The organism is Flavobacterium sp. NG2 (genome assembly GCF_034119845.1).
Classification (GTDB): Bacteria; Bacteroidota; Bacteroidia; order Flavobacteriales; family Flavobacteriaceae; genus Flavobacterium.
The window spans coordinates 2858255-2870749 of the sequence record NZ_CP139420.1; the positions used below are offsets into that span (position 1 = coordinate 2858255).

At 32.4% G+C, this 12495-nt stretch carries 10 protein-coding genes; 3 read left to right on the plus strand and 7 right to left on the minus strand.

What is annotated here, in order from left to right; genetic code table 11:
- Window positions 1-15: 15 nt before the first annotated feature.
- Window positions 16-690 (minus strand): DNA alkylation repair protein, encoded by a 675-nt coding sequence (locus SLW70_RS11875; protein WP_320888626.1) that lies wholly within the window; start codon window positions 688-690, stop codon window positions 16-18.
- A gap of 19 nt (window positions 691-709) precedes the next feature.
- Window positions 710-1294, minus strand: coding sequence for an acyl carrier protein phosphodiesterase (locus tag SLW70_RS11880; RefSeq protein WP_320888627.1), 585 nt, complete (start codon window positions 1292-1294; stop codon window positions 710-712).
- 95 nt (window positions 1295-1389) lie between these two features.
- Here SLW70_RS11880 and glmM point away from each other — a divergent pair, with 95 nt between their 5' ends.
- Window positions 1390-2778, plus strand: a complete 1389-nt coding sequence (gene glmM, locus SLW70_RS11885) for a phosphoglucosamine mutase (RefSeq protein ID WP_320888628.1) — start codon at window positions 1390-1392, stop codon at window positions 2776-2778.
- 126 nt (window positions 2779-2904) lie between these two features.
- Here the strand turns inward: glmM and SLW70_RS11890 are convergent, their stop codons facing one another.
- From SLW70_RS11890 to SLW70_RS11910, 5 genes are all read right to left on the minus strand, one after another.
- A complete protein-coding gene (locus SLW70_RS11890) occupies window positions 2905-5313 on the minus strand; it encodes a thiamine pyrophosphate-dependent enzyme (protein WP_320888629.1) in 2409 nt (802 codons plus the stop codon).
- Between the two features lie 181 nt (window positions 5314-5494).
- On the minus strand, window positions 5495-8272 hold the full coding sequence (locus SLW70_RS11895; protein WP_320888630.1) for an aminopeptidase: 2778 nt from the start codon (window positions 8270-8272) through the stop codon (window positions 5495-5497).
- Between the two features lie 202 nt (window positions 8273-8474).
- Window positions 8475-9308, minus strand: a complete 834-nt coding sequence (locus SLW70_RS11900; RefSeq protein ID WP_320888631.1) for a flagellar motor protein MotB — start codon at window positions 9306-9308, stop codon at window positions 8475-8477.
- A gap of 74 nt (window positions 9309-9382) precedes the next feature.
- The gene (locus SLW70_RS11905; protein ID WP_414458225.1) at window positions 9383-10369 is read right to left on the minus strand and encodes a glycosyltransferase family 2 protein; all 987 of its coding nucleotides are present in this window, start codon (window positions 10367-10369) and stop codon (window positions 9383-9385) included.
- Between the two features lie 4 nt (window positions 10370-10373).
- Window positions 10374-10820 (minus strand): type I restriction enzyme HsdR N-terminal domain-containing protein, encoded by a 447-nt coding sequence (locus SLW70_RS11910; protein ID WP_320888632.1) that lies wholly within the window; start codon window positions 10818-10820, stop codon window positions 10374-10376.
- A 277-nt stretch (window positions 10821-11097) separates the two neighbouring features.
- On the opposite strand from SLW70_RS11910, the gene holA reads away from it, so the two are divergent.
- Together holA and SLW70_RS11920 are read left to right on the plus strand one after the other, a co-directional pair.
- Window positions 11098-12102 (plus strand): DNA polymerase III subunit delta, encoded by a 1005-nt coding sequence (gene holA, locus SLW70_RS11915; RefSeq protein WP_320891791.1) that lies wholly within the window; start codon window positions 11098-11100, stop codon window positions 12100-12102.
- 40 nt (window positions 12103-12142) lie between these two features.
- Window positions 12143-12325 (plus strand): CAL67264 family membrane protein, encoded by a 183-nt coding sequence (locus tag SLW70_RS11920; RefSeq protein WP_320888633.1) that lies wholly within the window; start codon window positions 12143-12145, stop codon window positions 12323-12325.
- The last annotated feature ends 170 nt before the right edge of the window (window positions 12326-12495 follow it).

Sequence of the window (12495 nt, forward strand, 5' to 3'; positions counted from 1 at the left end):
AAAAATACTATTAATTTAAGCAATAGGTAAATTTTTGAGTGCTTCTTTTCGACTTAAAGGCTTTAAGTTATTAACTAAAACGAATTCTTTGACAGCTTGTGAATCCGTTTTGGCAAACTCTCTTAAAGCCCATCCTATAGCTTTTTGAATAAAAAATTCTTTTGAGTTTTGATGAGTTATGCAAATCTTTTTAAGTAATTCAAAATCAGTTTTGGTTTTGTATCCTAACTGAAAAAGTATAGTACTTCGATTGAGCCAGAGATTGTTAGACTTTGAAAATTTTGAAATGATTTTTGTGATGTTTTGAGGGAATTGAGAAAGGTAGCCACCGAGTATGTATTTTGAAATAGTATCAACACTATCCCACCAACTATTAGTTGTAATTAATTCTTCAATTAAATGAATATCATCTTCTTGAAAGTTATTTTTGAGTTCTTTTATCAAGATTTCAATGGCGCAATAGTGGAATTCTCTTTCTGGTTTTGAAAAAAGGATTCGGGCTATTTTTCTAGGATTTGATTGTATTTCTTGTTTGTTTTCTTTCCAAAGCACACTCAATAACTGTCTTCTGTCAGGTGTTTTTATTCCGAAAAACGGAAATTTATTCTTCATGTATTTTGACATTGCAATCGCATTTTCAGGATTGCTATTGGTTTGAAATGTAGCTTCAAGGGAATTTATAAAACTCATAAATATAAAAATTATGGATTTACATATTGTGTAATTGTTGTTTGGAATGAATTCTTAATTCTTCAAAAAAAGAAGTAAATTCATTTTCGAATTCATTATAAAATTGCTCAAGTTCCTCGGTAGCAAAACGCATATTGGATTTGTTTTTAGTTCGATAATCCATTTGGGTCAGTATTTGGTGAATTCCTTCGATTGTTTGATAGCTTGACAGCCAATTTTGACGAATCATATATGGCATCAATTTAATCGTTTTTTCAGTCAAAATCGATTTATGATTCTCTAGAGATTGGTAAAATTGGTCAATATATTCAGAGAAATCTTCGTCAGAATAGTTTTTCCAGTTTTTTGCCAAAAAATGATCATAGAAAACATCAATAATCACACCTGCATAATGGTGGTAACGTGCATGTAACTTCTTTGTACTTTTTCTAAATATAGGATGTGCATCGGTATAAGTATCAATTGCACGATGAAGTTTGATTCCTTTTTGAACTTCCAAAGGGAAATTTTCAAAATGTTTCCCGCGAATACCATCGGCCATAAAATTTCCAATTTTAATTAAGTCGTTGTTTCCCGAAAGATAAATATGTGCTAAAAAGTTCATTTGTCTAAAATAGGAAATCTAAATGACTTTTTTAATTCTTCAATTATTATATTTGTGCGAATAAAATCAAAAAATCAATTTTAAAATACATATTAATGACATTAATAAAATCAATATCAGGAATTCGTGGTACTATCGGAGGTAAAGTAGGTGATAACTTGACTCCAGTTGATGCAGTAAAATTTGCTTCGGCTTATGGTACTTGGTTAAAGAATTATTCAAGCAAAGAGAAACTAACGGTTGTTGTTGGTCGTGATGCGCGTATTTCTGGACCGATGATTCATAACCTTGTTGTGAATACTTTAATAGGATTAGGAATTGATGTTATTGATTTAGGATTGTCAACTACTCCAACAGTTGAGATAGCAGTACCCTTAGAAAAAGCAGATGGAGGAATCATCCTTACAGCGTCTCATAATCCCAAACAATGGAATGCATTAAAATTATTAAACGAAAAAGGAGAATTCTTAAATGGTGTTGAAGGTGAAAAAATTCTTCAAATTGCCGAAGATGAAGCGTTTGATTTTTCGGATGTGGATAGTTTAGGAGAAATTACCGTTAACGATGCTTATATGGATATTCATATCGATGAAGTATTGGAACTTTCATTAGTAGATGTAGAGGCTGTTAAAGCGGCTAAGTTTAAAGTGGTAGTTGATGGCGTGAATTCATCAGGAGGAATTATCGTTCCTAAATTATTGGAACAAATGGGAGTAGAAGTGGTGAAATTGTACTGTGAACCTAACGGTCATTTTCCTCACAATCCAGAACCTTTAAAAGAACATCTTACAGATATTTGTAAATTAGTTGTTGAAGAAAAAGCGGACTTAGGAATAGTAGTAGATCCTGACGTAGACCGTTTAGCATTCATTTCTGAAGACGGAGAAATGTTTGGTGAAGAGTATACTTTGGTGGCTTGTGCGGATTATGTTTTGAGCAAAACACCTGGAAATACGGTTTCGAATATGTCGTCTTCTCGTGCATTACGCGATGTGACTAATTTGCACAATGGAAGTTATGAGGCGAGTGCAGTTGGTGAAGTGAATGTAGTTGATTTGATGAAAAAGAATAACGCTATCATTGGTGGTGAAGGAAATGGAGGAATTATCTATCCTGAATCACATTACGGACGTGATAGTATGGTTGGGATTGCTTTGTTTTTAACGCATTTGGCTAACAAAAAAATGACAGTTTCGGCTTTGAGAGCTTCATATCCAGAATATTATATGAGTAAAAACAAAATCGAATTGACACCTCAAATTGATGTTGATGCGATTTTGGTTGCTATGACAGAAAAATACAAAAACGAAGATATCACGACTATTGACGGTGTGAAAATCGATTTTGCTGAAAATTGGGTACACCTAAGAAAATCAAATACAGAGCCTATCATTAGAATTTATACCGAAGCATCTACTCAGGAAAAAGCAGATACGTTGGCATTAAGAATCATTGATGAGATAAAGGCTATTGCCGGAATTTAATTTTTTGATTATAAATAAATAATTAAGACTGCCTAGGGAAAATTTTCTAGGCAGTTTTTTTATGCAAAAAAAAAAACAGCAGTAAATTTTAAGTTTACTGCTGTTTATAATAGTATGTTTTAAAGCTTAATACAAGCTAGGGAATTTATTAGGATTTGCTTCGTGCATCATCTCATATACTTTTTCGTATATATCTTCAATGGACGGTTTTGAAAAATAATCTCCATCGGTTCCATAAGCAGGACGATGTGCTTTAGCAGCTAAGGTTTGTGGTTTGCTGTCTAAATATTGATAAGCATCTTGCTCTTCGATGATTTGCTGTAAAATATAAGCAGAAGCGCCGCCTGGTACATCTTCGTCGATTACTAAAAGTCGATTAGTTTTCATGACACTTTTTACCAAATCATGGTTAATGTCAAATGGAATTAAAGATTGAATGTCGATAACCTCACAATTAATACCAGTTTCCATTAGTTCTTCAGCAGCTTGTTCCACTAGTCTTAAGGTGGAGCCGTATGAAACTAAGGTTACATCTGTTCCTTCTTTGATAGTTTCAACAACACCTATTGGAGTTTTGAACTCTCCGTAATTTAGTGGTGTTTTTTCTTTTAAACGATAACCGTTTAAACACTCAATGACTACAGCAGGTTCATCACATTCCATGAGTGAGTTGTAGAATCCAGCAGCTTTTGTCATGTTTCTAGGGACCAATACGTGAATTCCTCTTATAGCATTAATAATCATTCCCATTGGAGACCCTGAGTGCCAAACGCCTTCCAAACGGTGACCACGAGTTCGAATTATTAAAGGTGCTTTTTGTCTTCCAACAGTTCGATATTGTAAGGAGGCAAGATCATCACTCAATATTTGAATAGCGTAGAGTAGATAATCTAAATATTGTATTTCAGCAATAGGTTTTAAGCCTCTTAAAGCCATTCCAATACCTTGACCAATGATGGTTGCTTCTCGAATTCCTGCATCAGCAATACGAAGTTCTCCAAATTTCTCTTGAAGTCCTTCTAGACCTTGATTTACATCTCCAATATTACCCGAGTCTTCACCAAAAATTAAAGCTTCAGGGTATTTACTAAAGATAGCATCAAAATTATCTCTGATAATCATTCTACCATCGATATCTGGTTTTGCATTTTCAGCGTATTCAGGTGCTATTTCTTTTGCCGAAAAAACATTGAATTTAGATTCTGAATATAAATGTTTGCTAAAAGCTGCTTGATATTTTTCATTAAATTTCGCAATCCAATTAACTAATTCTGTTTTTTCAGGTCCGTTTGGAATCAGTCTTAAAGACTTGCGAGCAGTAACTAAAATTTCCTTTTTTAAAGGCTCTTTGATGCTTTTTAATGCTTTGGTATAAGATAGAATATCCTCTTTATTATCGCTAGAAAGCGCTATTCTTTCTAACAGTGTAACGAGTTCTTTTTGTTCGTTAATAATAGGGGTAATAAACGTAATCCAAGCTTTTTTCTTTGCTTCAAGTACTGTTTTTTTAGCTTTAGCATCGATTTCGTCTAACTCCTCAGGCGATGCAATATTAATGGCAATCATCCACAAACGCATCTGTCTTACACAGTCATACTCTTTTTCCCAGTCTAGGCGTTCTTTGCTTTTGTATCGTTCATGTGAACCTGAACTAGAATGCCCTTGCGGTTGTGTTAGTTCATCAACATGTATCAATACGGGAATGTGTTGTTCTCTTGCAATTGCATCTGCTTTTTCATATGCTGCAATCAAGTCAGAGTAATCCCAACCCTTAACTCTTATCAGTTCAAGCCCATTCGTATTAGGCTCTTTTTGAAATCCTTTTAATATTTCAGAAATATTTTCTTTGGTGGTTTGGTGTTTGGCATGTACGGAAATTCCATATTCATCATCCCAAATGCTTATTACCATTGGTACTTGTAATACTCCTGCAGCATTAATAGTTTCGAAAAACACACCTTCGCTTGTACTGGCGTTTCCTATTGTTCCCCAGGCTATTTCATTTCCTTTGTTTGAAAAATTAGCTTGATTAGGGATGTTGTCAATATTTCGGTAAATTTTTGATGCTTGTGCTAGTCCTAAAAGACGAGGCATTTGTGCAGCAGTAGGAGAGATGTCGGCACTAGAGTTTTTTTGTTCCGCTAGATTTTTCCAAGAACCGTCTTCGTTTAAACTGTGGGTTACAAAATGACCTCCCATTTGGCGCCCAGCTGACATTGGTTCTTCTTTAATATCCGTATTTCCGTAAAGTCCAGCAAATAGTTGTTCAACAGTCAATTCACCAATTGCCATCATAAATGTTTGGTCACGGTAGTATCCTGAACGAAAATCTCCATTCTTGAAGAATTTAGCCATGGCTATTTGAGGTACTTCTTTACCATCGCCAAAAATGCCAAACTTTGCCTTTCCAGTTAAAACTTCTCTTCTTCCCAACAAACTACATTCTCTACTTGTAATCGCAATAGTGTAATCATTCAACACTTCGGTTTTGAAATCTTCAAATGTTAATGCAGTATTGTTTTTTTCTTTTATCATAGTTCATGAAGGTATAACTTACGGGCGCAAATTTACTTAAAAACTAGCTATTTTCATAATGCATTAATAAAAATATAGTTTTAAAATCATTAAATATTATGTAAAAAAATGAGAGTTTTTTGTTTTTTTAATTTTTTTATTAGTGAATAGATATTTATAGTGCAAAAAAGATATAGCTATTTTAAAACCATTTTCTGTTGAATAAATTCATGACAATTTTTGGAGATAAAGTAATCACAAATCGTATTTTTTCATTGTATTTGTTTTGACCTATTTCCCAACCATTTGAAGAATAGACTGGAAGATATACTTCGAAATAATCAGTTACTAAATTTAATCGAATTCCGCTATCAAATAAAAATCGGTCGTTATGGTATTTGTTTTTTAAATAGCCAACATCTCCATAAAGTTCAATCCAATTCCAGATATTGTATCCTCCATTCAAAGTGGTCATCCATTGGTTAGCATAAGGTGTTTTTAACTTGGATTTAAAACCACCATCAGCAATGATAAGTTGTTGGCTAAAGAAACCTGTTTCTTCTGACCTTCCATAATAGTTATAATCAAATAAATAATCGGTTGGTTTATCTAGTGCAAAACTAAAAAAGTCAGTATTGGTTTGATTGTGTATAAAACTTCCAGCAAATAAACGAAGGTTAATTTGGTGGTTGTTTTCAAATAGTTTTCGATAAGATATTTCAGTTATAGCCTTGCTGAATTTATTTGAAATTTGAATTTCCGACATAAAACTAAAATGATTGGTAACCTCAGTTTTTGTATTGTAATATCTGGCATTGAAAACAGAATAATTCTCTAAAAAATCACTTGGAATAATTTTACTTTCTTCTCTGTTTACAATCACTTGGCGTATGTAAATTAGTTCTTTTCGGTTATCTCTAAAATCATTTTCACGAAAACGTATTTGTACATTTGGATTTAATTTTAAATATGTGGCATCAGGAGCAAAATGAAAATAAGAACCAGAAATAGCATAGCGTACGTTAAAAAGATTGCTTTCTCTATAGTTTTGATTAACGACTAATGAGCCTGAGCCGGAAAAGGTATTTGCACCTATGGAATAAGCAGGCGTTAGGTCGAATGTAAAAGGCTTGTCAAGAATTGTTTTGTTATGAAATCTAATGCCCGGAATAAAACCATCATATAAATTATAGTCTAAAGTGGGTACATATAAAACTTGATTGTAGTAAGGGTCTTCTAAATCTTTCATGAAAACAAATTTCACTGGACGATTGTTTGGGAAAAATCCTTTTAATGATTTCCAGTTGTTTCTTAAATTATATTCTGGAACTTCGTTTTTATAATTCAATACTATTTTGTCTGCATTATTGCGTTCGATAGTGTATAAACTATCGTTGTTTTTAGGTTCTAGCCATTTTTTTAAAACAATTTCTCCATTTTTTACACCATAAACGGGAACAGGTACAATTACTCCTGTTTTGTTTTTTAGACTAAAAGAAATACTGTCATTGGTTTTTGATACAGATGCGAACTTATAATCAATTGCTTTTCTAGAGTTTATAATGGTTTTGAAAAACCAATCAATATCTTTGGTTGAATTTTTCTTTAAAATGGTTTCAAAATCATTATTTTCAACTTCAAGACCTTGTTTTGAGGAATATAATTCTCTAATGCTATTGGTAACAACTTGATTCTCCAAGTAATTATCTAGAAAACGCAAACTCAATCCAGCGCGATATTTACTAGCGATTTGTTCATTGAATTTGATTAACTCATTTTTAGGCATGCTTAATGGTTGGTCTAGGTTTTTTCTGGCCATCAACATATAAAAATAGCTATACTGTTCGTTAAAATCTAAATTGGTTAAGTTGAAACTTTTTAATAATTTAAAAGTTGAAGCGCTTCCCATCATTTTACTATTGGGATGATTGATGTTAATGTACTTCATCATGGCATACACCTGAATGGCATCATGAATCCATGCTTGTTTTCTTTGGTCCAAAGCCAAGCTGTTTTTTAGAAAAGCATTTAAATAGGTTTTCAAAAACTTAATTTCATACACAAAAGTGTCTGAGAATGGACTAATAAATGAAGGTAATTGATTGAGACCGTAAAAAGGATTTCGTTCATAATCTGTTTCAGAAATTACAATTTTTTCAAAGGGATATTTGCCAATTAAATCGGTAGTATATTTCACAATGCAATCAATTATAATGGCTTTTTGTACAGAAGATAATTTAGTGTCTTTTAGATTAGTTATAACATTTACCTCCTCGTATGGAAAGTTTTCAAATGTAGAAGTTGGTTCCAAAATAAGACTAAAGTCCATTCTGTTTTTACCAGAAAGTTGATATATAGAAAATGTGTTCGTCTGTGTCGAAATTGAACTGTTTAAGTCGGTGGTCAGAGCATAGTTTATCGGTATTTTTAATTCGATGTCAAAATCAGAAATTGCATTGACAATATCATCTAAATTTTCATTGTTGTATGTAATGAATTTATGGTTTTTGTATCGAGCAGGGGTAAGGAACCAGTTTTTTAGATTCATTCCATCAAGATCCGTGTATCCAAACTTTGTAAAGCGATCGCTAGGTACTTTTACTATATAAGTCAGTAAAAGTGTCGTTTTTTCGTTTGGAGCCAGTTTTTCTCTTAGTTTAACACTGATAACATCGGGAGTGTTCGTACTGCGATGCCAAGAAAGAAACAGTTTGTTCTCGTCAATAATAGTGATGTTTTGGGTACTGCCTCGCTCTTCTTCTTTGGCTAGATGAAATCCTCTGTAAAATTCGTCCGAAAAACGTTTAGCAAGTGGCGAATTTACATTTGAATAAGCGTTATTCCAATCATTCAAAACAATAGTGCTAAGGGTATCGTTTGATTGGTTGTGAAAACTAATTTTTTGATGAATATTTAAAATTTTTTCATCAATATTTACTTCAACTGACAATTGAGATTGATGTTGGCTATATTGTTTCATTGACACAAATAAAACAACTAATGTCAGTAGTATTTTGGAGGTTAATTTCAATTTGGGGTAAATTTATTTCACTAATTTACATTAAAAAAAACAAACTATCATAGGGCTTTGCAGTGAATAAAATTAATTTATTGAAATAGGATAAAAAAAAAACGTCTTGATTGCTCAAGACGTTTTTTATAATTGAATAACAACTTACAAATTATTGTTTTTGTTTTTTCATTTCTTTTTCGATCATGTCGTAGAATTGATCAATTTTTGGTAATACAATGATACGAGTTCTACGGTTACGAGCTCTGTTTTCAGCAGAATCGTTAGAAACTAAAGGAACATAAGAGCTTCTACCTGCAGCAACTAATTGCTCTGGTTTAACACCTAATTGGTTTGTTAAAACTCGGATGATAGATGTAGAACGTTTCACACTTAAATCCCAGTTGTCTAACAGTACTCCGTTTCCTAGGTAAGGAACGTTATCTGTATGTCCTTCAACCATACATTCGAAGTCTGGTTTGTCGTTTACAACTTTTGCAACTTTCGCTAATACACTTTTTGCTTGTGATGTTACATCATAGCTACCGCTTTTGAATAATAATTTATCAGCAATTGAAATGTAAACCACTCCTTTTTCAACATTGATTTCAATGTCTGGATCTGAAATCCCAACAGAACTTTTTAAACTAGATACTAAGGCAAGTGTAACACTGTCTTTTCTAGTTAAGGCGTCTTGTAATCTTGTGATTTTTAAATCTTTCTCTTTTAAGCTTTCTAAAGATTTCTCTAAGTTTTCAGCTCCTTTTGAAGTTAACATTGTTAAGTTCTTAGAAGTTGTAATTAAAGTTTCATTATGTTCTTTTAAACCAGCTACTGAGGCTGCAAGACCTGCTTTTTCTTCTAAGCAAGAATTTAGTTTTACAGTACAAGAGTTTAATAAATCTTGAGTTTCTTTGTTTCTAGCTTCTAGTTCGTTGTATTTCTTTTTAGAAACGCATGAAGCAAATAAAGTTAATACTGATAAGGCAATTACGATTTTTTTCATAAATTCATTAATTAGGTTCGGTGTACAAATTTAGTTTTTAATGTTTATAATATACTTATAAAATACTGTTAATTTTAGTTAACAAATACCTTGCCATTATTAACATAGTACTGGTAGATAATACTAGGGCTATGGTAGTATTTTGGGGATTGATTTGTGTTTCTTTTTTTGTAAGTATTTGGTATTGAGTTGTAAAAAGAAAAATGAGCTTTTAAAATTGCTGTAAAATGAGACCATTTTCCTTTTGAAATAAATTGCAATCCAGCAATTCCGTCTAATATTAAACGACAAAATAAAATGGGAATCAACCATTTTCCAGGTAAATTTTTGACTAACATCGATAGTGAATTTCGGAAATTAAGGTAAGTTTTTTTGGGATTACCTTGTTCTAAAGTTGCACCTCCTACATGATAAACGACAGTATTGGGATTGTACTTAATAGTATGTCCTTTATTTATGATACGCCAACATAAGTCAATTTCTTCCTGATGAGCGAAAAAATCATCGTCAAAACCTTTTAGTTCTTTATAAATTGCTGTTCGTATAAAAAAACAAGCGCCTGATGCCCAAAAGATCTCTCTTTCATCATTGTATTGACCATTATCTTTTTCGATAGTGTCAAAAATACGTCCACGGCAATAGGGATAGCCAAATTTATCGATGAATCCACCAGCAGCTCCAGCATATTCAAAATAGGCTTTGTTTTTGAAATCCAATATTTTAGGTTGAATTACGGCTGTTTGAGGTTCGTTTTCGAAGGTTTTAATAATGGGTTGTAACCAATTTTGAGTTACTTCAATATCTGAATTTACAAGTGCATAAACATCTGCTTCAATATGCTGTAAGGCTTCATTGTAGCCTTTGGCAAAGCCGAAATTCCCTTTGTTTTGGACAATTAGAACAGTTGGAAAATTACTTTTTATAAAAGTAATAGAATCATCAGTCGACGCATTGTCTGCGACATATACTGTTGCTTCAGGAGAAAATTCAACTACCGAAGGTAAAAATTGTTTTAATAAAGATTGTCCATTCCAATTGAGGATAACGACTGCTATTTTCATTTAATTAGTTGTTGTATTGTGGTAAATCAGGAAGAAAATGATATTTTTCATTCTCATAATCCATTTGGCAAAAGTAATGATTCAATCCATTACTTACCATCAAAAGCGTGGCATTCATGGTCATATTGTAACGAGCTATTTGGTCAAATGTAGCTTGTGCAATTTTGACTTCAGGAGCTTTGCATTCTACTAATATATGTATACTACCATCTGAATTAAAAACAACAACATCATATCTCTTATTTAGTCCGTTGACTTTGAGAAGTTTTTCGACGTTGATTAGTGATTTTGGAATCTTTTTTTCTTCCAATAAAAAACGAACTACATGTTGACGCACCCATTCTTCTGGAGTAAGAATGATGAATTTTTTCCGTATTTCATCAAAGATAGACACTTTATTTTCGCTATTTTTGAATCGAAAAGAGTAAGAAGGAAAATTGAGTTTTTGCATAGGGCAAAAATAGTTATTTAGTTTATAGTTTTGCTAATAATCAATAAAGTCTAACTGAATAAAAAGAGTTAAACACAAATTTCACAGATTTTCACAAATTAAGGAAGTCGTAAAATTAAATTACACTAATTTAATCTGCCTAAGGCATATTAGTGAAATTTTCGCATCGAATGTTTCGTGTAAATTTGTGAAATTCGTGTGAAAAAACATTAAATCTGTGTAAGTTTTCCAAAACTTGAAACCTGAAACTTGAAACTTGAAACCTGATATAGAAAAAATGGACGAAGTAGTAAAAATTGTAAACGATATAAAGGCTGGAAATATAAAACCTATTTATTTTTTGATGGGAGAAGAGTCCTATTATATTGATAAATTATCGGATTTTATTGAAGATACTATTTTGACCGAAGAGGAAAAAGGATTCAATCAAACAGTTTTATATGGACGTGATGTAACGATTGAAGATATTGTATCGACTGCGAAGCGTTATCCAATGATGGCGGAGCGCCAAGTAGTAATTGTAAAAGAAGCACAAGAATTAAGCAGAACTATTGAGAAATTAGAATCCTATGCCGAAAATCCTATGCCTACCACGGTTTTAGTGATGGCTTACAAATACAAAACATTAGACAAACGTAAAAAAGTCACCAAAACATTGGCTAAAAATGGTTTGGTTTACGAAAGTAAAAAGCTATATGAAAATCAAGTAGGAGACTGGATTAAACGCGTTCTAGCTGGGAAAAAATACAATATCGAACCCAAAGCTACTGCCATGTTGGTGGAGTTTTTGGGTACTGATTTGAGTAAAATAAACAACGAACTCGAAAAATTACAGCTTATTTTACCTAAGGGAAGTACGATAACGGCTCATGATATTGAAGAAAATATAGGTTTTAGTAAAGATTTTAATGTATTTGAATTACGTAAAGCGATTGGCGAACGTAACCAACTAAAAGCGTATACTATTGCTGAAAATTTTGCTCACAACCCTAAAGACAATCCTATGGTTATGACTACGGGTCTCGTTTTTGGTTTTTTTGTACAATTATTAAAATACCATGGACTGAAAGATAAAAACCCGAAAACGGCTGCAGGGGTGATTGGTGTAAATCCCTATTTCATGAAAGAATATGATGTAGCGATCAAAAATTACCCTATGCGAAAAGTGAGTCAAATAGTGGCTTCTTTGCGTGAAATTGATGTAAAAAGTAAAGGAGTAGGTGCTAATGCACTATCAAATGCCGATTTATTAAAAGAAATGCTGTTTCATATTTTTAATTAACATTAAAAATTATCGATATTTGCTTTTAAAACACCACACTATGGCAATGAATAAAAACACAATTTTAGGCTGGGCAACTTTTATCATGTTACTCATGGGATTCTTATTGATAGGCTTAGGTGCTTTTAGATATGATGATGTAGCAGGTTGGGGATTTGCAGCTGTTGGAGTAGGATTCTTAGCAATATCTTGGGTGTTTAATTCATTGAAAGGACGCGTATAAAAAACTGCTAATATGTTATAAGCGACGATAACTATCTGTAGTTATCGTCGTTTTTTTATGCTTTATATTTTTTGTTTTTTTGAGGGCTTAGGTAGTCTGTTAACTTAAAACTAACTTCTTAATGGTTTGGTTAACTATTGCTAACGTAAAGGTCATTATTTGAATAATAT